Below are 24,460 nucleotides of genomic sequence, written 5' to 3'. Positions count from 1 at the left end.
GCGCCGATAGAAGAGCGCGACGTTCTCAAGGAAGAAGAGGCTGTGATTGTCAGCGTGGAACAGACGGAGCCTGCGCCGATAGAAGAGCGCGACGTTCTCAAGGAAGAAGAGGCTGTGATTGTCAGCGCGAAACAGGCGAAGCCTGCGGAGCCTGCGGAGCCTGTTGAAGCGGAAGCAACGGAAGAGGTTGAGTCCGTCGTGCGCCCCCGAGTGTCTCCCGTTCCTCCTCAAGCGATGGTTCTTGCGGAAAAACCCGCCGCTCCCAAAGCTGTGATCTCCTCTGAAATTAAACTGCAGACAGTGATTCGAGGCTTGATCCCGCGCAGCGCTCCAGGCATCGAAGCGCCGGTTTTGAAGGGTGACTCCTACGGGCCTGTCAAATGGGGGGAAACTCTGACGCGTATCGCCGCTGGGTTGGCGGAAGATCCGGGAGACGCCAGACGTTTGGCAGTCGCTCTTTGGATGGATAACCGGGATCAGTTTCTGTATGGAAACATGAACGGTTTGAAAGTCGGAGCAACATTGCAAGTCGACGCGGTTGAAGAACGTTTGTCCACGATAGACGAGCGAGCCGCTATGCAGATATTTTCCAGACAGTGGGAAGAGTGGCGCGGGATTCGAGTTGAGAAGAAAGCCAAACCTCAGGTTTCTATCCCTATTGAATTGCCCAGAATTCTTTTTCAGGAAGCCGAGGGGCCTGCTTTGGTGGCGATGTTTGAGTTGCTGGAGCTATGGCGGGTTTCCTGGGAAAAGGCTGATGGCGCAACGCATTTGCCCTTTTTTTCACGCGAGGTTCCGCCTCAGTTGATCGGATACAAAGAACGTTTGATGAAGCTTCATGGTCCAGCGAAGATCGAAACAGGGGACGTTTTGTTAGTCCCCATTGTTCGGGGCTGGCGGGCTGTATTTCGCCAGGCGTTTGCGTCTCAGCGGTTGGAGAGTATTGGAGTGAAAGAGTTGGATTTGACGGTTGAAGACGGTCGCTGGAAAATTAGCGACGAACGCTTTCGAGTTGAGAAGAGCCGGGTTTTGAAGAAGGAAACGCCTTCGGGCTGGCTGGAAGCGAATTTTGAAACGTCTTTGAAAATTCCTTATACGGCGCACCTTTCCAGCCACCCTTATTGGGAAGATGCTGTGATAGAGGTAACGCGTTTGCGAAAGGCGGGAGTGCAGGCGCATGTCGCGCCCTATCATTTCGCAAAGGATCAAAAAATATTCAGAATTTTTTCCGGTCGGTTTGCCGATTGGGATTCGGCGAATGACTGGGTTGATGCGCTGAAGAAGAGCGGCGTTGTGGAGAACGCGGCGCCCTGGCAAATGCCCTATGCGCTGTCATTGGGCGTGCATAAAAATATTGACGATGCGGAGGAGTGGGTGCATCGATTAGCGCAGAAAAAAATCTCCGCTTACTATTATGGACAGACAGAAAATAACTTTTCCAATCCGGCCTGGCATGTATTGACCGGGATGTACGCTACGGAAAAAGAAACGACGGCAGGGCGTAAAGAGTTGCAGGACCAGGGGTTTGAGGCTGTTGTGACAGGCTTTTAGGCAAAAAAAAACGCCTTCCTTGAAAAGGAAGGCGCTCCATTTTACTGCGAATTCGATATTACAGCATGTTCTTTAGAGTCGGAGCAGGTTTGAAGCCGACTGTTTTGCTGGCTTTGATTTTGATCTCTTCGCCAGTTTGCGGATTGCGACCTTTTCGTGCTTTTCTGGCTCTTACGGTAAACGTTCCAAATCCGGGAAACGAATAGCGTTTTTCTTTTTTGATGGCTTTAGCGATTGTTTCAAAAGTGGCGTCGATGATATCGCCAGCGAGTCGTTTTGAAATTTCAGAATCTTTGCAATTTTTTATAACGGAGCTAATCAGTTCGTCTTTGGTCAAGGTATCCCCTCCTTAATTAAAAAGTTGTCCGGCGAAAGTCATTATCAAAAAATACGGTTTCAATGTCAATACAAAAAAACCGGGATTTTGCCTATTTTTAAGGGTGAAACGGGTTTTCAAGCGTTTTGAAAGCAGTGTATAATTGGTTAAATATTTCTGCGAAAGCGGAGTGAAATTTCGAACCATTCTAAATGCGTTTTTTATTCAAGGGGGCGCTATGGCAGTTTTAGAGATTGCGCGTCTGGGCAATCCGATTTTAAGAAAAGTGGCGGAGCCTGTGGATCTTGAGTCGTTGACTCAGAAAGACGGCGAGTTACAGCGTTTGATCGATGACATGATCGAAACCATGCGGCATGAAAACGGCGCAGGCATTGCGGCTCCTCAGGTGTCCCGGTCTTTGCAGATCGTTGTGTTTGAATGCGAGGGCAATGAACGTTATCCTGACCGCCCGGATATTCCCTTGACGGTTCTGGTCAACCCCGTCATCACTCGATACAGCGAGGAGACGGTGATGGGTTGGGAAGGGTGTCTGAGTCTCATTGATTTCCGTGGCCTGGTGCCGCGCTCGGAGTCGATTCATCTGGAGGCTTATGATCGCTGGGGACAACGGATTGAAATGGATGTGGATGGTTTTAGAGCGATCGTGATTCAGCACGAGACCGACCATCTGCTGGGCAAGGTCTTTTTGGATCGCATGACGGACATGACGCAGTTGGCGTATCAAAAAGAATTTGAAACCTATTGGCTGCAATCCGATTCGATTGAGGTCTGAGCTTGTTATGGAAACGACATTAGCGGAAGAAATCGAGTTATTGTACGCCGAGCCGGGCATCGGCGCGACTTACACGAATACCTACGGCGAATTGAACCTGCAAAATCTGGTGGCGAAGTACCGGACTCTTGCGCCTGAGGAGATGAAGGAGATGCTGGCGATTGTGGAATCCTATTCGCTTTCGTTTGACCTGACTGCAAGTTTCATTTCTGTGAGCGTTCTGCACGCGCTTGGAGAAACGGAGTCGGTGGATCGGGCTTACCAGTGGGCGCAGAAGCAGTCGGACCCGGGCATGTTCATCCAGCATTATGATATTGGCAAGTCTCTCGCGGAATACTTCATAGCGTCCTGATTGCGTCTCTCAGAGTCTCGGCTCTTCAATGGTGTCGCCGCTCATGGGAGCGACGGGGTTGAAGCCGCTGGGGTCGATGGAGCACACCGAACCGACGCATTTCCCCTTTGCTAATCGCTTGCGAACCAGAAAAACAAAAGCAAACCAGATGAACCCCGGTAGAGTGATGAGGACCGCCATCCATCGCGAAACTTCGTAAGCCGTCATCGCTCCATAGTCGATGCTTGCGCCCGCCGCCCAGTTGCTCAATCCCATGATCAAAGTCATCAAGGCCAGCTCCGCGCTGAAAACGCGACCGAGCAATGGCCCTTTCGCTTCCATATGAATCAAGGCTGAGCTGAACACCCAGATGAGCGAGCCGGACAGCGTCGCCAGTCCAAGCATGGTACAGGCGAGCCCGAGGGTGGTGGTGAAGGAAAACAGATAATAGAAAAATCCGCTCAATAAAAATCCCGCTCCAATGGAGATGTGCAAGACCTGCGCAGAGTCTCCAAAATACTTTCTCACCAAAGGCGGCCCCAGCGCCGCGCCTACGCCCCTCGACGCATAGAGCAGACCGATCGCGAGCGAAACGTCTTGCGGACGGGCGTACATTTGATGCGCGTACAAGGGCGCCAGCGTCATCACGCATCCGGCCAGAGCCAGACCTGACTTGAGGAGGGACAGGGCGAGAATGATCGGTTCGCTGAGCAGGTATTTGACTCCCTCGATAAAATTTTTCCATCCCCCATCTTTGCGCGACAAGCGAGCGCGAGCGGCATCTTCCTCTTTTTCTTCGGGGAGCTTGAAGATGAACCAGGCGGAAAATAAAAAGGTGACCGCGTCGAGCAGAAAGGCTGTTCGAATTCCGGCGATGCTGACAACCACGCCGCCGACTGCCGCGCCGAACGCCAGCATGATGGACCAGGTCGAACTGCTCAGGGCGTTTGCGACCACGAGGTCTTTCCTTGGAATTAACGACGGTATAATGGCGCTGCGCGCGGGTTCGAAAAACCCGGCCAGGGCGATCGCCAGAGCCGTCAAGCTGAAGATGAGCCAGACGTCGTCGGAACTGTCGACGGCGAGGAAGCCGAGGACGAGAAGGAAGCGACCCAGGTCGGACAGGATCATCACCCATTTTCTGCTGAAACGGTCGACGACCACTCCGGCAATGGGGCTGACGAGGACGAAGGGAAACAGCTTGGCCATCATGACCCCGGCGAGAGCCATCCCGGAATCTCCCAGTTCGAGGATCAGCGCATAGATGGCGATGCTGTTGAGCCAGTCGCCGAGTTCGGAGATCACCTGGCCATACCAAAGGTTTCTAAATGAAGGATTCTGCTTTAAAATGGTGATGTATTCGGAACCAAAGGTATGGGGCATGGAAGTCTTGTTCAAAAGGCGCTTTCAATGTCATAATGCGCAAACAGGGAGGCTCGATTTATCGATTCCCTTTACTGACTGATCATCATAACATCAGATACAATTCATTCATTCAAAGATTGGGAGCGTAATACTCGCATGGAAATCAGTTCGATTGAAGACGATCCAAACGAAAAAAACAGAAAACTATACAGTCGTATTTCCTTCTGGGGGTCCATTCTCCTTTCGACGGCGGCAGTCGTCTGGTATTCAATGGCGACTCCTCCAGATACGCCCGAAGTGCAGAAGATGCGCATGTTTTTCAAGGAGAACATCATCGAGGTTTCGACCTTTATCAATCTGCCTCGTGATGAGATGGAGGCCTTTGCTAAAAAGAAGAAACATCCGTTTTACGCAAACTATCTCAAAAAGGGGCTCAACGAGCAGAATAAACTCAAGGCCCTGATTCACATTTCAACCGACTATACCCCCTACCAATACTGGTTCAACATGATTTTTTTATGGACCATCTGCTTCACGACACTGTGGTTTGTTTTTGTCATGATGGAGGGCGCGCTGGTGATCTTGCGTAAAGAAGGGGAAAAACGCCGCGCGGAAATTGCCCGCAATAAAAAGCTGGGGAAGTGACCGATTGTTATTTATGAACCTTTAATTTCAGATGGACGATAATGGACGTACAAGCGATTCGATTTTATATTTTTCTCGGCGTGTTCGTATTGATGGTGATTCTGGAAGCGCTCATCCCGCGCCACCGGACGGTGGATTCGAAGCTCCGGCGTTTTGGCATCAATCTGGGGATCACCGGCGTGAACATCGTCATTGCGCGCGTGTTGCTTGGAGCGGCGGCGGTGGGGGCCGCGCAATTTGCGGAAAATCAGGGCTGGGGCATTCTCAACTGGACCGAGTTCCCGCCGATGGTCGAGCTGGTTTTCGCTGTTGTGTTCATGGATTTCATGATCTACGTTCAGCACGTGGTCGTGCATATGATCCCGTTTTTCTGGCGTTTTCACATCGTTCATCATTCAGATCTGGATCTGGACGTTTCATCGGGATTGCGTTTTCATCCCGTTGAGATCATCGCGTCCATGTTGTTTAAAATCATTCTGGTGCTTGGATTGGGGCCTTCTCCGCTGGCGGTGTTGGCGTTTGAGGCGATCTTGAACGGCATGGCGATGTTTTCGCATTCGAACATCAAGTTGCCGGATCATGTGGACCGGGCCTTGCGAAAAGTGATTGTTACGCCGGACATGCATCGCATCCATCATTCGGTGGAAGTGAACGAGACGAATTCCAACTACGGTTTCAATCTTTCAATCTGGGATCGTTTTCTGGGGACTTATATTCCTGAGGGAAAACGGCCTCAGCCTGAAATTGTGATCGGTGTGCAACAGTTTCGCAGGCCGAGCGAAGTGGGTTTTACTGAACTCTTGAAAATGCCGTTTGAACTGCACAACCCGCGATATTTTTCCGGCGATCTGCGTTAGCGAATTGGAATTTTAGGTACTCGATTCGTAGGGATGGTTAATCTTCAAACCGGTGCGCTATGAAACAGACGCTGACAAAAATAGTGGCGACTCTGGGGCCGACCACGGGGACTCTGCCAAGCGTGAGGGCCTTGGCGAAGGCTGGGGTCAATGTGTTTCGTTTGAATTTGTCGCATGGCGATCATTCGACTTTGAGCGATTGGGTTCGTAACATTCGCATTGTCGAAAGGGAGATGGGTTGTTTCCTGGGCATTCTGCTTGATTTGCAGGGACCCAAGATACGGGTTGGGAGGTTGGGGCCGGAGGGCCTGCGCTTGCGCAAGGGGGCGACCGTCGTGTTTTCGACGCATAAGAAGCCCGCTTCTGGAATCATTCCGGTGCAGTTTGAGAAATTTCATAAATCGGTCGGGCCTGGGGATCGCGTGTATTTGAACGACGGTCAGTTTTGCGTTCGCGTCGAGTCTGTATCCGGACGAGAGGTGACGGCGCAAGTCATTAACGGCGGATTGTTGACGGATTTCAAGGGCATCAACCTGCCGGACGCGAAATTATCCGAGTCGCCCTTAACGCCCAAGGATCGTAAAGATTTGGCCTTCGGTCTGGAACAGAAGGTGGACTTCGTTGCTCTGTCCTTTGTCGGGCGCGCCGCAGACATCACGCAATTGCGTAAATTGATCCAGGCGCAAGGCGGCGATGTGGATATCGTCGCCAAGATCGAGCGTCGTCAGGCGGTGGAGAATATAGAGTCGATTGTCGAAGTTTCCGATGTTGTTATGGTGGCGCGCGGCGATTTAGGGATCGAGATTCCTCTGGCGGAAGTGCCGGTGGTACAGCGAAAGATATTGACCGTTTGCGCGCGGCAATCGCGCCCGGTGATCATCGCCACGCAGATGCTGGAGTCGATGATTGAGAATGCGCGACCCACCCGCGCGGAAGCGTCGGATGTTGCGAACGCCGTTTTTTGCAAGGCGGACGCCGTCATGCTTTCGGGCGAAACGGCGGCGGGCAAGTATCCCGTGGCGGCGGTCAAGGTGATGGTGGAGACCTTGAAAGAGGCGGAATCGTATCTGGTCGAAACGGAACGCAATGGCATCACAACGCGCGAATCGCTAGCGGATTTCCCCATCAACAAGGGCATCGCCTTAACGGCGGTTCGCATGACTGGCTGGTTGAATGCGCAGGCGATTGTGGTGTTCACCCAATCGGGAGGAACGGCAAAAATGGTGTCGTCGTTTCATCCGATGGTTCCTCTGTTTGCATTCACGGCGAGGCAGGCTCAGGCGCGCAAGCTGGTCTTGATACGAGGCGTGTTTCCCATTTGGGTGGATAATAAAATCAGTTTTGTCGAGGACATGAGCGAATTGTTTGAAATACTGAAATCCAAGCGCTGGCTGAATCGCGGCGATCGGGTGATTGTCACGACGGGATTGCCTCTGGGCATCCCCAACTGGACCAACGTGATTCGCGTTGAAACGGTTTCCTGATCCATGTCGCCGCGATATTACATCATCACAGGTCTTCTGGTTCTCGTTGGCACGGTCGCTGTCAGCTATTGGAAACAGGTGCGCGGCGCGAAGGAAATCGTCAAGGTTTTCTTTGGCGTCCTAGTGTTTGTTTTGTTTCTGTTTTCTTTAATATTTGGCATGGCTTCCTTGCTTGAACATTGGGGAATCGCCGAGTCGGGGTTTATTTTATGACGAGCAATAGTCTGGAATTTTCGCCGTTCATGTTCATTGTTCTGGCCTTGTCTTATTTAGCGATTTCGTTTTCTCTGGGCGTGATGTTGCATTCGTCGTTCATGTATGAAGATAAAAACGGAATCAAGAAAGAGAGCCGAAAAGCCTGGACGCTATGCATGGCGGCGGGAGCTGGAGTGACGGGGTGGATGTTTTATTACGGCTACTTTGTGAATTTTGGCAGGTGAATTGCGCGTCGTTCAATCCCCGGCGAGTATGTCTATGATCCTTACGCAATCGTCCTTGTAGGTCATGATTTCGCTGTGTTCCTGTTCGGTCAGGTCGTCGGACAGGTTTTCGTCGATCAACTGGACGGCGTCGTTCAGCCCTCCTGCGACGATATCCAGATCGCCTTCGGTCAGAGCGTAAATCGAGGGATTCTTCTTCAGGCTCTCAAACACCCGGGTGTATTTGTTTTTAAAATCCAGAGCGGATTCGCGTTGCTTGTCCGACAAATCGCCCTTCAACTCCGTATTCATATCAGAGATAGCGTCGTTCAACGCCATCTGAATGGTTTCGATATCCTTCTCCCCTATGGTTGCCAGAGATTTCATGATTTTCTATCGACCTTTATAATAGGTTGGGAAGCAAATTTTATGGCGGAACCAGGATTTCGGATCCGACCTCATCAAAATATTATATCTACGAAGCTCCGGCAAAGTCAAAATTAAGCGAGGAGATGATTGTTAACGGTCATGGGGGTGAGTGGGGGCTTAAAGCGCGATGCAATCATTTTAAATTTTATTTTTTGGAGCGCCGGGAAAAGGACTGGCTCTATCCTTATTTCGGGTTTTGTTCGTTTCGCATTCAGTCTGGGCCGCCTGAAAAAGAGATTTTGAATCTGTAATATTTATAAATACAATAATCTATATGCCTGATCTCGTGACTCATTATTGTTGAATCATATTGCGGATATTGCCGAAAAATTAGATCGACGCTTAATTTTGACTTTGCCGGAGCTTCGTAGATATAATAAATTTTTTATAATGCTCAGGGGAATACAGATTTGTGATCCTCGATGACGGCGCTATTTCACATGTAAGTTAAGGAAGAATAGAGGACCATGAAATCTCTGGCAACCATAGGGGAGAAGGATATCGAAACCATTCAGATGGCGTTGAACGACGCTATCTCTGATATGAATACGGAGCTGAAGGGCGATTTATCGGACCGGCAACGCGAATCCGCTCTGGATTTTAAAAACAAATACACCCGGGTGTTTGAAAGCCTGAAGAAGAATCCCTCGATTTACGCTCTGACCGAAGGCGATCTGGACATCATGGCGGGAGGTCTGAACGACGCTGTCCAGTTGATCGACGAAAACCTGTCAGACGACCTGACCGAACAGGAACACAGCGAAATCATGACCTACAAGGACGATTGTATGAGGATCGTTGAAATCCTGGCGGGTTGATCGGTTGGGACATCAGGGGGTGAACGAAGTTTTGAGATGACGTTTTGAGAAACAAGGGCTTACTGGAATGCCAGTAAGCCCTTTTTGCATTCATCGCTGTGGAGGTCGAGCGCGTCCCTCATCCGTTCAGTCCCAACCTCATGAGTTGATGATCTTTTCCGCGCAGTCGTTGCAATACGTGTGGGATGCGTCAAGATCGGAATGGCGCTCGATGAATTCATCTGCAAAAACCCATTCCCCACTTTCATGAGGCCTGCCGCGGTCGTCCCGAATTTTTCTACATTGGCAACAGACGGGAATTATTTTTTCGTAGGCCTTGATTTGTATCTGCATCTCTCGTTTTTCAAAGCACTCCTTCACCCGATGCAATATCTCAGTTTTATTGCAAGGTTTGAGCAAATATTCAGAAGCTCCATAATGCACCGCTTCGATGGCCGATTCCAATTCGCCATGGCCGGTCAGGATGATGACCAGGGCTTCCGGGCTATCAGATTTTATCTCTTTCAATACGTCGATGCCGTCGATGCCGCTCATCATCAGGTCGGTGATGACGAGTTGAGGCCTTTCATTTTTAAACGCTTCTATTCCTGTTTGACCATTAGGCGCTGTATAAACCTTATATTGCGCTTGTTCCAAGATATGAGACATACTTTCAGTGATGACTTCTTCATCGTCTATGATAAGAATTGAATGTTTTGACATCGCTCCGCCCCCTTAAAGAACGATTGCTTTTGTATTGAAACAGAACTGCTTTTTGACTTTTCCCTCACATTCACAATAAACGACCTTGCATGATGAGAGTCCGCTATCTCGACTATAATTTGCTATTACGATCACCCACATTTGCCAGAGCGTGTGAGGCGGGAAGGGTGACTGTAAAAGTCGTGTACTTCCCGGTTTCCTCAACATTAATATTACCGCCATGCGCCTGAACGATGCTGTAGCAGATTGACAGACCCAATCCCGTTCCATCAACGCCTTTGGTCGTAAAAAACGGGTCAAAAATCAATTTCTTGTCGATATCGGAAAGCCCCGCTCCCGTATCGTTGATTGTTATCAAAATGGTGTCGCTGTTTTGCATCTCAGTGGATACGATGATTTCTCCATTGTTATCGGAAATGGCATCGGACGCATTTTGAACCAGATTCCAAATGACCTGTTTGATCTGATCCTCAATGGCTTCAATTTTGGGCAGTGAATCGGAAAAATGTTTCTGAACTTTGATTCCCTTTCGATCGAAGGATTTCATCTGAAGCGCAAGCACGCCTTCAATGCAGTGGTTGATGTCAATCGCGCTTGTCTGTCCCGTCGAAGGTTTATAAAAATCTCGAAGATTACGGATCATATCCGCCAGTCGATCGCATTCTTTCTTTGCGAGCAGGCTCAAACGGTGTTCATCCTTGCTTAAGTTCGCGTCGTTCAATATTTCAATGATATTTCGAATGCCCTGAAGGGGATTATTGAATTCATGCGAAATGGAACCGGTGATCCTTCCTAGCGACGCCAGCTTTTCGGAGTGAAGCAATTGTTTGAAGGTTTGGTTCAGTTCTCTGGTGCGTTCGGCCACCAACTGCTCCAGATTTTCGCTGTATAATTTCAATTGACGTTCGTTAGCTATTCTTGCCGTGACATCGGCAATCGTCCCTATATGCCCTATGATTTTATCATTTTCATCTCTGTCCGGGCTTACATGGGCGCGGACCCAAATGGAGTTTCTCTCTTTGGTTTTGATGCGATATTCAGCCTCAAACGGTTTCCCCTGCTGAACGGCGATATTCCATGACTCGAGGATACGCCCTTGATCTTCGCTTTGTATGGTTTTGAACCATTGGATTTTCAATGCATCTTCCTGCGATATGCCCGTGATATCGCGCCATTTCTCGTTGACATAGATATAGCGACCCGAGCAGTCGATCTTGTAAAGCCCGATAGGAGATGCATCGGCGATGGCTCTGAACATAGTCTCTTTCTGCGTTAATTCGCGTCGGCGTCGGCCCAATTGAGTGGCAAATACGATGAGCAGACCGATCATGCTCACTTGCAGGAAGAGAACCGCGTTGCGGAAGAAATTATAGGATTCGTACATTTCCTGCAAGTCAATCTCTGTCGCTATTCCCATGTCCATCGGGTCGTACCAGACCCAACTGCCGACGACGGTGACGCCGCGATAATCGCGATAACCGGTGATATTACTTCCTTTCTTTCCTTGGATTGCCTGGCCAGCCATTAAGGTTAGCGGTTGTTTGTCTCTCGGTAATGAGGGCGTCATTCCCTTTAGAAGATTGACTCCGGGGTCATTGACTTCAATGTTGAGGATGCTGGATGAGCCGGCTGGGATGAGTCCTATTTGTTCCAGTTGATGGGTGAAGCGGCTTTCCGAAAGCATTTGTCCGCTTGCATCAAAGGCGTAGGTTTCTCCCGTTCTACCCAGAATTCCAAGTCGCAGAATGGGCGTGAAATTTTTGAAAGGACTGAGACGGAAGGCAAGAACGCCGATCACATTGCCCTCGTCGTCATGAACGGGAGCCAGAGAAAACATGGTTGGAGCGCGCCGGTTTGCGTCTCCCGATAGAACGTGAAGAGGAATCTCAGATTTTAAAGGCGGCGTGATAAAGGTTTCACCTGCAAAAGCTCTGGGAAGGTAGTTTTTTACGTCGGCCAATATATTTTTCTTGCCAATGTTGCCTTTCAGCATAGAGGCCGTATTCGTGTAGTCAGGGGAGATGAGAATGTATCCGTCGTACTCGAACCTCTCCATGATGGGGCGCAGAAGAGAGTCCAGTTTTTCTCCGGAAGGATGCGCGAGCAGACTTTGCTTGGATCGAGGCGCATTCAACAGCGCGAGGGCGTTTTCTTTAACGCCGGGGAACTCCGACCAGGTGGAGCTGTTTCTTATGACGCCAATCCGCCAGATATCCAACTCTGTGAGCGTGCGCGCGAGAGAGGCTTGTAATGTCGATTTCACGTCCCTCTCAACCGCGCTTTGCATGACGGCAAGAACGGTCACCGTCAGCATCACGGAACTCATGGTGATGATTGAAAAAACGATGACGCTTTTTTCAGCTTTACTATGTTCCATAGAACTGGCGACCAGTCCAATTCCGAGAATGAAAAAAGCGGTCGTTGTGTGAATGGCCATGCGCGTCATGGAACCCCAGCCGAAGAAGGACTCGTGGCCGGTCAAGTAGCCCAGCGCTGCTATCAGGGAAAGCGAGATGAGCAAGGCGCCGCCAAGCGTTGCGACAAAGAATTGTCTTCTGGAGCTTGAATTTGGAAATGGACAGGACAGTATCAGCGAAGCTCCGGCCAGTATGAAACAAATTGCCGTGTTGGGAGCCATGCGTCCAATGTGAGAGGAGCCCGTCGTTATGTAATGCTCGAAGAAAAAATCATCAATGAACAGATTAACGCCGATCACATATTCGATCAGGGTAAGAGAGCCAAGCAGTATGGGGATGAGGCTGATTGCGCTGGAACTTCGGGGGCGGGAAAAATAGGCAAGCGTTCCGGCGACTCCGCAAGCGAGGAAACCCAAAGCAGTGTTGTATTGCATGGGCGTCCATTCCAAATCCACCTGGATCAGAATAGGACGGTTGGTGTGCCATCCGAATAGAACAAGCAAAGCAATCAGAATTGAAATCAGATTGCAGATCAAAAAGATTGGGGATTTGTGTGAATACAACATGTCGCCCGCCCCGCCAGAAATTTGCGCGTGCTTTGAACCTGCTACGAAAGTAACACTATTTTTCTCATTTTAGCAAAACTTCGGTTATCCATTTTATCCGCTAATCGGTGAATACTTCCAAAGGATATTTAAAATCATACTTCACGTCGAAGTTGCCGTCTATTTTAGTTCAAAATCAATTATTTATCACCGATAACATTATAGCCACCCACAGAAACTGAACTTTGTGGCGCATTGGGGGTTTGAAGGCTAAATTCGGAATTTCTTATTTTCCTGCCTTAATTGATTGTGGCATTCGAAATTATGGAGCCGCGCAAAATCGAGAAGTGACAGTTCGGATTCATTCGTTCGTTTTAAACGCCTTGAACAATCGAACGACATAATCTGGAAAACCCGCGTCGCAGAGGCGGGCAACATGTCCATAAATTCCATTGGCTTACTCGGAATTTCAATTTATTAATTTGGAAAAGTGATAAGGTTATTCGGTCGTGATTGAGATATGCTCAACGCAAAGTTGAAATTAGGGAGAGAGTAGAAGCGGATAACGAAAATTAAAAAATCCAGGTTCCAGGTTTCGGTCCACCGGGAATATGAAGCGGAAGAGGAAAGCTTGCCTGCGTTTTATCGCATTTCATGTCGTGCTGGGTGTGACCGCGCGCTTGTCGATTATGAATCATAGAAAAGATATGAGGTGTCTCGATTGTGTGGAGTCAGATCCTTCGGCTTATTGTGATTGATTTCACCTTTATACTCCATAGCAAGTCAATTTCAATAGTTCTCATTAGGTCAAGAATTGGACGACTCGTGGGCCAGCTTGAAATTGGTTTCGCAGGATTTGATGTGCAGGTCCTGTTGCGGGAAGGGGATAGTCACTCCTGCATTCCTGAATTCGCGGTCGACGGCGTACCTTAAATCGGAAAGAATGCCATCGGTGGTCCAGAGTTCGTTCACCCAGAATCGCAATTCAAAATCCAGCGAAGAACTTCCAAAGTCCATGAAGAATACTTTGGCGCTGGGGGTTTCAAGGACTTGTTTCTGGTCTTCGGCGACTTTCATTAATATCTCCGTTACCTTCTCGACATCAGAACCATAAGCGACGCCCACCTTGAGCGTTCTTCGAATTTTCTCTCCTGAAAAACTATCGTTGATAACTTGCTCGGCGATGAACTGCGAGTTTGGAACGATGATTGCCACGTCGTCGCGTGTTTCGATGATGGTGGAGCGAACGCGAATATCGAGAACTTTTCCGGAGACTCCGCCGACGTAAACAATGTCGCCCTGTTTGATCGGTCGTTCCAGTAGAATGATGATGCCTGAGATGAAGTTCTGCGCGATATTCTGTAGTCCAAAACCAATGCCCACCATGAGCACGGCGCCCAATGCGGCGAGTGAGGTGAGGCTGATGCCGATGGTGTCGAGGGCGATGAACGCTCCCAGAGTGATCGTGATGTATCTTGAAAATCTTTCAATCGATCCTTTGATGCCGGGATCGATGGCTTTGTTCTTTAGCGCGCTTCTCACGCCGCGTTCGATGATTTTGGAAACGATCACAAAACCGGCGAGTATGGTCAGGACCACAAACAGAGAAGCTATTGATATATGGCTGCTGCCCAGTTCGAACAAGGGAGCGCTGAAAAGATTCCATAAGGTTTTAAGTTGCTCTATGAGGATGTCCATTGTATTGACTCCGGCGTGGTGAATGATTTTGAAAGATATCTATTCGGTCATAACCATTTTTTTATTTTGAAAATCCAGAACTGGATGGCGACCATGATTATGAGGAAAATACAGACCATCATGAATGCGGTTTTGTCCTCGCTCCCCGGAATGCCGCCGACATTGATGCCGAGCAGGCCGGTGATGAAGCTGAGAGGAAGAAAGACAACGGAAACGATGGAGATGACATACATTCTTTTTTCCATATTCTCGGAAAGGCGGCTCATCAACTCTTCCTGTGCGACAGAAGCGCGCTCGCGCGAGGTGTCCAGGTCTTCTATGTAACGCATCATGCGGTCGGATATTTCTCTCAGGCGCATGCGATCCACATCCTCCAGCCATTGAACGCGTTCATTGTAAAGTTTTGACAGAGCTTCTCGTTGGGGGCCAAGGTACCTTCTCAACGCGATTGCCTGGCGGCGGCATCCAGCGATGATGGGCCGCAGTTGATGACTTTCTTCGGTGAGGACCTGATCTTGCAGGTGATCCACGCTGTCGTCGATTTGATCGATGACATCCGCCATTCGGTTGACCAGGCGGTCGCTAAGTTCAACTAAAAACTCAGCGGGAGTTCGAGGTCCGCTTCCCTTTTCAATTGAGTTTCGCAAATCTTCCACGGAGAGTAATTTTCTTTTTCGGGTGGAGATGATTCTGTTTTCTTCGATCCAGATACGAATGGCGACCATATCTTCGGGGTCGGACAGGGGTAGCAGGTTGACGCCTCTCAGTGTCAGCAGTAATCCATCACTATACAGAGCGCATCTGGGGCGGGTTTCAACTTCGAGAAGGGAGCCTTTGGGGACTTCTTCTAAATGGGCTTCCTGATTGATCCATTGTTGGGCTTCGGCGGATGTGTAATCAAGGTGCACCCAGAGAATTCCCTTGTCTGGAGTCCAGGATCGAATTTCTTCCCATCCGATTTTAATGCCTTTACCTTTGCCATCGAGAATATATGCCGCGATCAAACCGCCTTCATTTAACATGAATATCTCCTTCAGATTTCAACTCAACGTATGGCTTTGCGCATAATATGTGGATCAAGCCAAGCAAAACATGGGTTTCTTATATTATAATCTGATTTTGCTCTATTTATTTTAAAGTTAACTGGAGCTTGGAACACAAGGGGGGTGCATGACAATTTGTCATTGATTGAATTCATGTGAGTGAAAAAACTATAAAGAGAATACCATTTTTGTTGAAATAGTTTTTTGAATATTACTAGAAAAACAACTTAATCATTGATACCGGAGATGGGAATGATTGTAATCAAAAAAATTGATCACATTGTTTTACGAACGGAGCGTCCTGACGCTATGATTGCGTTTTACTGCGGTACGCTTGGCTGTGCTGTGGAAAGGCAGTTGCCGGATATCGGGATCACGCAATTGCGGGCGGGCGAGTGTCTGATCGATATCGTCGCTGTAGACAGCGAGATCGGTCGTATGGGAGGCGGCGCGCCATCTGCAAGCGGAAACAATCTGGATCATTTTTGTTTGCAGTTGGAGGCGTTCGACGAGAATGAGTTGAGCGCATTTTTGAAAGGTCGCGGCGTCGAGCTAGGAGAATTTGTCAATCGCTACGGCGCTCAGGGGACAGGGCGTTCCTTATATATTAAAGATACGGACGGCAATACGATCGAACTGAAAGCGATTCAAGCTAGCTAACAGGTTGCTTTACCGTTTTGCCCTGGAACTGAGTTAGGCTATCGAACAATCCCTGTTGCCAGCAATGTATCTTGATAATTGCTTGCTGTCGCCACAGCGCTTTTAGGGATTGAAGGGGGCTTATAATATGACTATATTGAGAAGTTTTATGCCTCAATATGCGATGGGTTATTCCATCAGTTCGACGCTGAATGGCGTGGCCTATTTTATTGCTCGTTGCAGGTCATGAAGATTCAGGGAAACCCAGGGTTTCCCATTTATGTTTACTTTGGAGAAAGCATGTCACAAAAAATTGAAGCCTGTTTAGAAAAATTCATATTCAACAGTCGATGGTTGCTGGCCCCATTTTTTCTTGGCCTGGTTGTCAGCATCATTTTACTTTTTATAAAGTTTTTTCAGGAACTGACTCATTTGATTACCGAGGTCGTCAGCCTTTCTGAAGGAGAAGTTATCATTGGCGTTTTGGCATTGATCGATATCACCCTGATTGGGTCTTTGTTGCTGATGATTATTTTTTCCGGTTATGAAATTTTTGTTTCTAAGATCGATGTGGGCGAGCATTTGGACCGGCCCGACTGGATGGGGAAGGTGGATTTTAGCGGCCTCAAGTTGAAGGTGATCGGAGCGATCGTCGCCATTTCCGCGATTCATTTGTTAAGGACGTTCATGGAAATTCCAAACGAACCGTCTGAGGCGAATACGGAGATGTTTTTGTGGAAGGTTGTGATTCATATGTCTTTTGTGCTGAGCGGCGTTTTCTTTGCGCTGATGGATCGTATCGCCGCAGGGACTCCGGATCATTGAGAGTTTATAATTGACCTGGAACGTCGCCTTCACCTTATTCAGCGCCATGTTTGCGCTGGCCATAACGCCGGACGCCAGCGCCCTTGCTGTCGTTGCGCGTTCTGTGGGATCGGGTTTGGCGCATGCTTTCGTTACCACGCTGGGTATCATTGCCGGGGATTTTATTTTTATTTTTCTGGCTATTTATGGTCTCTGGTCCATTCAGGATTTGGTTCCCGAAGGATTGGTATTCGTCAAATACCTGGGCGGGGCCTACCTGATCTGGATGGGAATTGGATTGTGGCGTTCTCGACCCTCCGTTGAATCGTCGGATCAAACTGCGCAGACTTCCTGGGGCGGTGATTTTCTTGTCGGATTGTTGATTACCCTGGGCGATCCCAAGGCGATTCTTTTCTATATGAGTTTTCTTCCTGCGTTTATTGATTTAACCGCGATATCAATGCATGACGCGGGCCTCATCCTGTTGATCGCGGCGCTCGCCCTGGGCGCGGCGAAGACAGGATATGCGGTTTTGGCGTTGAAAGCGCTGAGCCTTTTAAATGATGGGGGAATGCAAAATACCCTGAACCGCTTCGCTGGCGCTACGATGGTGGGCATAGGCCTTTATCTTGCGATGAAATCCTGAACCGGCAGAGCGTTAAATTTTTGTTTCCTGCTGGTCGGGAAGGTGGCGGGAAATTGTTTCGAAGAAAAACAGCAATTCAAAGGGTTTGACAATGTAGTCGTTGAATCCCAGCTTGGCGGCGTTTTTGATTTCATTGCTCATGGCATTTGCGCTGAGGGCGATGATAGGAATGTTTTTGGTTTCTTCCTGACTGCGCAATCGTTTGAAGACCTCAAAGCCATGAATATCTGGAAGGTCGATATCAAGCAAAATCAAGTCTGGTTTTAGATCGAGAGCCATCTTCAGCCCTTCCTCTCCGGTGTCTGATATTGAGAGCGATAGCGAGTTAAAGTGAATCAGAATTTCCTGGACCAGTTTCTGGTTGGATAAATTATCCTCAATATAGAGAATTGTTCCATGTTTGTTTGTCAACATGGATACAAATTCCTTTGTGTCATCGCGAGTTGGCGTGGTCTGCAGATCGGAAGATTGGGCGATCGGGAGATACAGGGTAAACCGGCTACCTTTGTTTTCCTGAGTTTCATATTCCACGGAGCCGTTCATTTTTTCTGCCAGGTCTTTGCAGATAGCCAGCCCGATGCCCGTGCCTTCGGTGGTTGTTTGCTCTGCTCCCAAACGTTCGAAGGGTTTGAATAATTTGTTCTGATGGGTTGCCGAAATGCCGGGGCCGGTGTCTGCGACCGAAATGCCAATCATATCTTTTTTTGACGTGTCGCAGATCAATGTAACGGAACCATTCTTCTTGTTATACTTGATCGCGTTGGTGATCAGGTTGAGCAGTATTTGTTTCACCCGGGTGCGATCTCCCATCACCGTTCCTGAAAAATCACGAGGAATTATATTTTCTACCCGAATGTCCCGCTCGGTTGCCATTGATTGGGTGAGAAGGATCAGTTGTTCGGTTATGGCGTAAATTTCTATGGGTTCAATTGTGATCGAAAGATTTCCCGTTTCGATCTTTGCCAGATCAAGCACGTCATTGATCAAGTCCAGCAAGTGCCGGCTTGATTTTAAAATATGTTCAAGTACTTTTGTTTGTGTCTCTGTTTTGTCGGGGTCCATTTCCATCAATTGACTGAATCCCAGTATTGAGTTCAGAGGCGTTCTCAATTCATGGCTCATGCTGGCGAGGAATTCAGATTTTGCTAAATTTGCGCTCTCAGCGTCTTTGCGCGCCAATTGCATTTTATCTTCCATTTTTTTGCGTTCCGTAATGTCTCTACAGATGCCTGTGAACCAGGATTCATTGCCGACCTTTCCCTCGCTTACCGACAGATCCAGATGGAAGAGAGATCCGTCCTTTCGTTTCCCGATCACTTCGCGACCGATGCCAATGATCTTGGGGTTGCGAGTTCTGATGTAGCTTGAAAGGTATTCGTCGTGATGCTTCTTGTTTTCTCCTTCCATGAGTATCTTGACGTTTTGACCGACCACTTCCTCTACCGAGTAGCCAAAGAGTCGTTCCGATGCAGGGTTGAAACTCTGCACGATGCCTTGCTGGTTGATGGTTATGACCGAATCGACCACGTTATCCACCAGGGTATGCAGGAGACGTTCTTTTTCATTCAGCGTCTGGGTTTGATGGATGAACTTCTCTTGCGTCTTTTGCTGATGAAAAATCATCCACAGAGACCAGATGACAGAGAGAGTCAGTAAGCTGAAAATGAGGAAGAAAATTTTCTGAAGTTTGTGTAACGGAATATAAGCCTCAACAAAATCAAGCTCCGTGGTGATTCCGATCTGCATATCCGCCGCCCAGTCCCAGGCCCCGACCACCTTGACGCCGCGATAATCATTGTATCCGTCCACATCGTGCCCTGCTCGACCTTGAGTCGCTTCGCTTGCCATACGCGTGAGCGACCATTCACTCATCGGCGTCGAGCTTGTAAATCCCTGGGTCAGATCCCCTCCTGGATCGCGTATCTGGACGTTGAGCATGGACGTGGAACTGGGAGAGTCATCCAGTGTTCCTATTGATTTTAGAAAATTTTCGAAGCGGCTTTGGGTCAGTAAAGTCCCATTTTCATCGAACACATAATTTTCTCCCGATTCGCCAAAGCGGTTCAGAGATAAGATGTTGTTGAAATCGATTTCAGGTCGGATGCGAAACGCTAAAACCGCCGTCGCCTGACCGGATTTGTTGTAGACCGGAGTGGCGAAGAACATGGTCGGGAAACGATCATGCAACTTCCCATTGCTGTCTTTCAGTGGGATCTCACTCATGAATGGATGCGACATGACTTGCTGGCCATTCAGGGCGCGTTGTACAAAATCGCTCCTTGGGTTAGAGGGACGTTTTCCGGTTGCGGCATCGAGAAGAGCGAGCGTCTGATAACCGGTTGAGTCATAGATGACGAAACCGATGAACCCGTATTCTTTGGATGCGTTGCCCAATTCCCTGCGCAATAATTTTGCTTCAGGAGTATCCAGTATTTTTTCCTTTGCCCAGTCTTGCCCGTTAGATTTTTCGGTCAGCGAGAGAATGTTGTTTCGAATCGTTGTGTTTTCAGACAGGACAAGAACGTCCGTCAGCTTTTCCTGCTTCCATGAGCGAAGCATGGCGAGATTAGCGCTCAGAGTCGAATTCGTCTGTTTGATGATGGTCTTTTGGATTTCCTGTTTGACCACCCGATAACCCAGCAATGCGGTTAGAGACAGGCAGAAAAAGGCTATACATATATAAAGCAAGATTTGGGGGAATCTTGAGGAGAATTGATCTGTAGATATCGTATTCACGATAAAATTATTATAAGGGTGGTATGAAAATAAAATGCTATGCCACTAGTTTTAGGGTAAAGGTTTTTACACAAAATGGCATATGTTTTTTTCCGAACGGCAATTTTTTCTTAAGGAGGATTGAGGTGAATGCTTTGTTTTAGAGGGCTTTCATGTTTTAGAGACTAATAGCGTGAAAATTATGATCCAGCCTGTCAGTTCTTGTGAGATGGTTCTGGTTCTTGGTTTTGTTGTGGGAAAAAGGCTTTGAGTTAGAGGGGGTTTTTCTTTGAATAGTTTCATTGTAAGTCTTAGCCTGTTCAGGAGAGGCGATTATTGTATTGAGAGATATTCACAACTCCAATAGTAAATTACCGAATAGAATGGAATGTGTTGTGAATTAATACTATATTGTTAGGTGGATAGGTGAATTCTCAAAAACAAGCGGCCGAATCGAGGCAAGTTTTGTGCGGCCTTGCTAAAGAGGTGAGAATGATCAAGAGCGCGAAATGGATTGTTTCGTTGAATTTGTCCCTCCTTTTTTTCTCAGGTGCGTTGCTTACAAGCTATGCCGAAACGCCAGAGACTTCTTTTTCCCTACCAGAATTCCAAGCGACGTATTATTTCGACAGTCGGGACTACAACACGCTAAACATCCAGACCTCAATGGATCTCCCCCTTGGATTTGATTTCTGGGGTTTCACGGATATTCATGGGAATCAAAACGACCCGGACCGCCGCTTTGTTCCCGAACGATCTTTTATGGAGTACCGATTGAGACGGGACTTTAATCCGGAATGGGTTTTCGGAATTGAAGGCTTGGGATTTGAGCTGGAGTACAATGGTTTCGACGGTAAAGAGACCACGGCTTTGAGATACGGAATTCTTTACAAACATTCTCTATCATTCTTGTTCGATGATGCGAGCTGGTTGCAGTGGCGTTATCATCCCCTTGAAACCTTTGAGGAGGGGCAACAGGCGAGCGTGATTTTTCGCATGGGGATCGCGCCGGGTTTTTACCTGTCCGGTTTTGTGGATTATAATTTCGATCTGGATGGCAAGCCTGCCTGGGTCGCCGAGCCGCAGATCAACTATGAACTCAATGAGTTGGTAGATGTCGTTATGGAAATTCGCTACAACGGTTTTGAAGCGAGAAATTCTCAACTCAAGGGCTTTGGTCTGGCCCCTGGCTTTAAATTCAAATTTTGATCAAAGTTCATGGCTGAAATATCTGAAAAACAGATTTTTGACAAGCCCGATTCGCTCTGGAGGAGCCATCGAGAAAAGCTGGCATGGGTCATATTGATTCTCGATCTTGTGATCACATTCCTGTTTTGGGATTCGGTCAAAGAGGCAGTTTACAATGATGCAAAGACGCGTTTTGATTTCCGCGTCGAACAGATCCACGCTTCCGTAGATGAGCGAATGGCGACCTATGAGCAAATGCTACGCGGAGGGATCGGTCTGTTCATAGCATCCACTGAGGTAACGAGGGATGATTGGCGGACTTATGTCGAAGCTCTGGAAATGGAAGAAAGATTTCCCGGTATCCAGGGCCTCGGTTATTCCGAAGTGGTTCAGTCAGAAGAGAAAGAAGAACATACCCGTAAAATTCAAGCCGAAGGATTTCCCGACTATACGATAAAACCTTCCGGCGAGAGGGATGTCTACACGTCCATTATTTATCTTGAGCCTTTCAATCTGCGCAATCGCCAGGCCTTCGGTTACGATATGTTTTCGCAGAGCGTGCGCAGAGAGGCGATGGAGAAAGCGAGGGATACGGGAAGAACCGCTATTACCGGAAAGGTCACACTTGTTCAGGAAATCGACGAGGATGTGCAGAGCGGATTTCTAATGTATTTACCACTCTACAAAAAAGGTCTGCCGGTTGCCACCGAAGCGCAACGCCGTAACGCCATTCGAGGTTATGTTTATAGCGCTTTTCGTATGGGCAATTTAATGGCCGGTATTCTGGGGCCAAAGGCCGAGGATGTGGGTTTTAAAATATACGATGGCGGCGCTGTTCATGAAGAATCGCTCATGTATCGTTCGTACCGTTGGAACGGCGGTGAGCCGGAAAACTTGGACAATCATATCCTGCTTGCTGAAAAAACGATGGATTTATACGGGCGTCAGTGGACGGTGCAATACGCGTCGCTCCCCGGGTTCGAAGCTTCGATCAATAGTCATAAGTCGAATTTTGTGTTGGTTTTTGGCGGTATTTTCAGCGCGCTTTGTTTCTTTGTCATACACGGAGCCTTCACGACCCGCAGACAGGCGATTCAATATGCGAATGAAATGTTTCACGCATTGAAGGATAACGAAGAAAGATTGAGCTATGCCCTGGAAGGGACCAATGACGGATTGTGGGACTGGAATATTGAAAAAGCAGACGTTTATTTCAGCCCGCGCAGGATGAGCATGTTCGGCTACGAGCCTGGAGAGTTTCCTGCGGACGTGGAAGCCTGGAATCAAAAGATTCATCCTGACGACTTGCATGTAGCGATGAATGCGATGCAAGAACATTTGAATGGAGACACTCCGTTTTATCAGGCCGAGTACCGAATCAGATCCAAAAATGGGAGCTGGGTCTGGACGCTGGACCGCGGCAAGGTGGTGAAGAGGGACGCTCAAGGAAAACCCTTAAGAATTGTAGGGACGAATACCGATTTGAGCCTGCAGAAATTTACGGAAGAAAAATTAATGCTGGCGATCACTGAGGCGGAGCAGGCGAATCGAGGTAAATCGGTCTTTCTCGCCAATATGAGCCATGAAATTCGCACGCCGTTGAATGCGATTCTTGGATACGCGCAAATATTACTAAGGAAAGGTGGTTTTGATTCAGACACTACAAACGCTATCAAGACAATCGATCGTAGCGGCAACAACCTTCTAGGCCTGATTAACGAAATACTGGATCTGTCTAAAATAGACGCCGGTAAAATGGAAGTGAACGCTACGGATTTTGATCTTCAAGAATTGGTTCAAAATATTTCCGGGATGTTTGAAATGCGTTGCGAAGAAAAATCTCTCGCATGGAGGGTGGACGGAGTGACCGAGACCTGCGTGGTCTATGGGGATGAAGGGAAGGTGCGACAAATCCTGACCAATCTGATTGGCAATGCCGTCAAATTCACCGACTCCGGGAGCGTGTCTTTAAAAGTGACTCCTTTGCAGAATGATCTCTATCTCTTCGAGGTGGTCGATACCGGAAAAGGAATCCCGGAAAAAGATCAGGACGTTATTTTTGAACCCTTCCGACAGGAAACAGAGGGTTTTCAAAAAGGAGGGACCGGTCTCGGGCTGGCTATCTGTCAAAAGCAACTTGAATTGATGCATTCTGAATTGAATCTGGATTCGGAGTTGGGCAAGGGATCGAGATTTTATTTTGCGCTTAGCCTTCCGGCTACAAAAAATAGCGCCCCATTGAGAGTGGGAATCCATGACAAGGTCATGCATCTGGCAAAGGGCTACACGGTCAAAGCGCTGGTGGTGGACGATGTGGAGGAAAACCGCGAGGTTTTGAGTTCTCTTCTCGAAGTGATCGGGGCCGACGTGAAACGCGCCGTGAATGGGTTGGAGGCATTGCGACAGATCCGGCTCGATCCGCCTGATATTGTTTTCATGGATATGCGTATGCCGGTCATGGGGGGGCGGGAGGCCATTCTGGAAATACAAAAAGAATTTGGGCCGGAGAAGTTTAAAATTGTAGTCATCACAGCTTCTGTACTGGGGCATCAGGGGGGAGAATATAAAAAATTGAAGGTTCACGATTTCATTTCAAAGCCCTTTCGAGAAGAGCAGATTTTCTCGTGTTTGAAAAATCTTTTGGATATTGAATTCGAGTATGAACAGGAGAATGAGGATGACGAGACCGATAATGATTCGCTTGCGCCCATTATCTTTCTGCCGGAAGAAATTTTATTACGACTGACCACAGCGGCGGAGACTTGTAATATCACAGAGTTGGAGGAGATCGTTCTTGAATTGAATAGGGATGACGAGACGATTGAAAAGTTTTCAAACAGGCTTAAAGAATTGATGCGGGTTTATGATATGGAGAAGATATTAGAGTTGCTCAAAACCGTTCAAAAGCTGGGTTGATTGGCGGATATAGAATCATTGCCAAGCCAGTTTTAAGGCTATATTCTTTGTATATAACATGGCGTTTGTCCGTTGGCGCCCTAGCCTGGCTGTACAAATCTGATTAGACATAGAGTTAACAATTTCTTTTGGAAATTAT

At 48.2% G+C, this 24,460-nt stretch carries 22 protein-coding genes; 14 read left to right on the top strand and 8 right to left on the bottom strand.

The genetic code is table 11. From position 1 onward, the window contains the following. Positions 1-1,551 (top strand): hypothetical protein (locus G3M78_15360; GenBank protein QPJ66705.1); only part of this gene is annotated, 1,551 nt, incomplete at its 5' end. A 58-nt stretch (positions 1,552-1,609) separates the two neighbouring features. Here G3M78_15360 and G3M78_15355 read toward each other — a convergent pair. Beyond that, the gene (locus G3M78_15355; protein ID QPJ66704.1) at positions 1,610-1,888 is read right to left on the bottom strand and encodes an HU family DNA-binding protein; all 279 of its coding nucleotides are present in this window, start codon (positions 1,886-1,888) and stop codon (positions 1,610-1,612) included. Between the two features lie 217 nt (positions 1,889-2,105). On the opposite strand from G3M78_15355, the gene def reads away from it, so the two are divergent. Together def and G3M78_15345 are read left to right on the top strand one after the other, a co-directional pair. After that, a complete protein-coding gene (def, locus tag G3M78_15350) occupies positions 2,106-2,660 on the top strand; it encodes a peptide deformylase (GenBank protein QPJ66703.1) in 555 nt (184 codons plus the stop codon). 7 nt (positions 2,661-2,667) lie between these two features. After that, entirely contained in the window at positions 2,668-3,012 is a 345-nt protein-coding gene (locus tag G3M78_15345; GenBank protein ID QPJ66702.1) for a hypothetical protein, read from the top strand. Between the two features lie 9 nt (positions 3,013-3,021). Here the strand turns inward: G3M78_15345 and G3M78_15340 are convergent, their stop codons facing one another. Beyond that, positions 3,022-4,374 (bottom strand): MFS transporter, encoded by a 1,353-nt coding sequence (locus G3M78_15340; GenBank protein ID QPJ66701.1) that lies wholly within the window; start codon positions 4,372-4,374, stop codon positions 3,022-3,024. A gap of 138 nt (positions 4,375-4,512) precedes the next feature. Between G3M78_15340 and G3M78_15335 the strand changes: the two genes are divergently transcribed. From G3M78_15335 to G3M78_15315, 5 genes are read left to right on the top strand one after another with little or no spacing between them, the layout of a single operon-like run. Then, positions 4,513-5,001, top strand: coding sequence for a hypothetical protein (locus G3M78_15335; GenBank protein ID QPJ66700.1), 489 nt, complete (start codon positions 4,513-4,515; stop codon positions 4,999-5,001). Between the two features lie 41 nt (positions 5,002-5,042). Next, positions 5,043-5,858 carry a sterol desaturase family protein gene (locus G3M78_15330; protein QPJ66699.1) on the top strand — a complete coding sequence of 272 codons (816 nt, stop codon included), beginning with the start codon at positions 5,043-5,045 and terminating at the stop codon, positions 5,856-5,858. 59 nt (positions 5,859-5,917) lie between these two features. Then, positions 5,918-7,342: a pyruvate kinase gene (gene pyk, locus G3M78_15325; protein QPJ66698.1), complete on the top strand. Its 1,425-nt coding sequence runs from the start codon at positions 5,918-5,920 to the stop codon at positions 7,340-7,342. Positions 7,343-7,345: 3 nt separating this feature from the next. Next, positions 7,346-7,555, top strand: coding sequence for a hypothetical protein (locus tag G3M78_15320; protein ID QPJ66697.1), 210 nt, complete (start codon positions 7,346-7,348; stop codon positions 7,553-7,555). Further along, a complete protein-coding gene (locus G3M78_15315) occupies positions 7,552-7,782 on the top strand; it encodes a hypothetical protein (protein ID QPJ66696.1) in 231 nt (76 codons plus the stop codon). The genes G3M78_15320 and G3M78_15315 overlap by 4 nt, the downstream gene beginning before the upstream one ends. 12 nt (positions 7,783-7,794) lie before the next feature. On the opposite strand, the gene G3M78_15310 is transcribed toward G3M78_15315, so the two are convergent. After that, positions 7,795-8,148 carry a hypothetical protein gene (locus G3M78_15310; protein ID QPJ66695.1) on the bottom strand — a complete coding sequence of 118 codons (354 nt, stop codon included), beginning with the start codon at positions 8,146-8,148 and terminating at the stop codon, positions 7,795-7,797. A gap of 509 nt (positions 8,149-8,657) precedes the next feature. On the opposite strand from G3M78_15310, the gene G3M78_15305 reads away from it, so the two are divergent. Next, a complete protein-coding gene (locus G3M78_15305) occupies positions 8,658-9,008 on the top strand; it encodes a hypothetical protein (GenBank protein ID QPJ66694.1) in 351 nt (116 codons plus the stop codon). A 138-nt stretch (positions 9,009-9,146) separates the two neighbouring features. Here G3M78_15305 and G3M78_15300 read toward each other — a convergent pair whose 3' ends face one another. The 4 genes from G3M78_15300 to zntB all read right to left on the bottom strand — a co-directional run bounded on the left by G3M78_15300 (position 9,147) and on the right by zntB (position 15,392). Further along, positions 9,147-9,710, bottom strand: coding sequence for a response regulator (locus tag G3M78_15300; GenBank protein QPJ66693.1), 564 nt, complete (start codon positions 9,708-9,710; stop codon positions 9,147-9,149). A 112-nt stretch (positions 9,711-9,822) separates the two neighbouring features. Continuing rightward, positions 9,823-12,630, bottom strand: a complete 2,808-nt coding sequence (locus G3M78_15295; GenBank protein ID QPJ66692.1) for a PAS domain S-box protein — start codon at positions 12,628-12,630, stop codon at positions 9,823-9,825. Positions 12,631-13,479: 849 nt separating this feature from the next. Beyond that, a complete protein-coding gene (locus tag G3M78_15290) occupies positions 13,480-14,370 on the bottom strand; it encodes a mechanosensitive ion channel (protein QPJ66691.1) in 891 nt (296 codons plus the stop codon). A gap of 47 nt (positions 14,371-14,417) precedes the next feature. Beyond that, positions 14,418-15,392 carry a zinc transporter ZntB gene (gene zntB, locus G3M78_15285; protein ID QPJ66690.1) on the bottom strand — a complete coding sequence of 325 codons (975 nt, stop codon included), beginning with the start codon at positions 15,390-15,392 and terminating at the stop codon, positions 14,418-14,420. Between the two features lie 273 nt (positions 15,393-15,665). On the opposite strand from zntB, the gene G3M78_15280 reads away from it, so the two are divergent. The 3 genes from G3M78_15280 to G3M78_15270 all read left to right on the top strand — a co-directional run bounded on the left by G3M78_15280 (position 15,666) and on the right by G3M78_15270 (position 17,502). Next, on the top strand, positions 15,666-16,073 hold the full coding sequence (locus G3M78_15280; GenBank protein QPJ66689.1) for a VOC family protein: 408 nt from the start codon (positions 15,666-15,668) through the stop codon (positions 16,071-16,073). A 279-nt stretch (positions 16,074-16,352) separates the two neighbouring features. Next, positions 16,353-16,877 carry a TIGR00645 family protein gene (locus tag G3M78_15275; GenBank protein QPJ66688.1) on the top strand — a complete coding sequence of 175 codons (525 nt, stop codon included), beginning with the start codon at positions 16,353-16,355 and terminating at the stop codon, positions 16,875-16,877. A gap of 10 nt (positions 16,878-16,887) precedes the next feature. Continuing rightward, on the top strand, positions 16,888-17,502 hold the full coding sequence (locus G3M78_15270; protein ID QPJ66687.1) for a LysE family translocator: 615 nt from the start codon (positions 16,888-16,890) through the stop codon (positions 17,500-17,502). Between the two features lie 12 nt (positions 17,503-17,514). Here the strand turns inward: G3M78_15270 and G3M78_15265 are convergent, their stop codons facing one another. Beyond that, positions 17,515-20,190 carry a PAS domain S-box protein gene (locus tag G3M78_15265; GenBank protein QPJ66686.1) on the bottom strand — a complete coding sequence of 892 codons (2,676 nt, stop codon included), beginning with the start codon at positions 20,188-20,190 and terminating at the stop codon, positions 17,515-17,517. Positions 20,191-20,883: 693 nt separating this feature from the next. Between G3M78_15265 and G3M78_15260 the strand changes: the two genes are divergently transcribed. Continuing rightward, the gene (locus G3M78_15260) at positions 20,884-21,426 is read left to right on the top strand and encodes a hypothetical protein (GenBank protein QPJ66685.1); all 543 of its coding nucleotides are present in this window, start codon (positions 20,884-20,886) and stop codon (positions 21,424-21,426) included. A 9-nt stretch (positions 21,427-21,435) separates the two neighbouring features. Further along, the gene (locus G3M78_15255; GenBank protein QPJ66684.1) at positions 21,436-24,321 is read left to right on the top strand and encodes a PAS domain-containing protein; all 2,886 of its coding nucleotides are present in this window, start codon (positions 21,436-21,438) and stop codon (positions 24,319-24,321) included. Positions 24,322-24,460: the final 139 nt, after the last annotated feature.

This window comes from Candidatus Nitrohelix vancouverensis, assembly GCA_015698305.1.
Lineage (GTDB): Bacteria > Nitrospinota > Nitrospinia > Nitrospinales > VA-1 > Nitrohelix > Nitrohelix vancouverensis.
The sequence above is the reverse complement of the archived record's forward strand: the minus strand, read 5'-3'. Positions and strand labels throughout refer to the sequence as shown.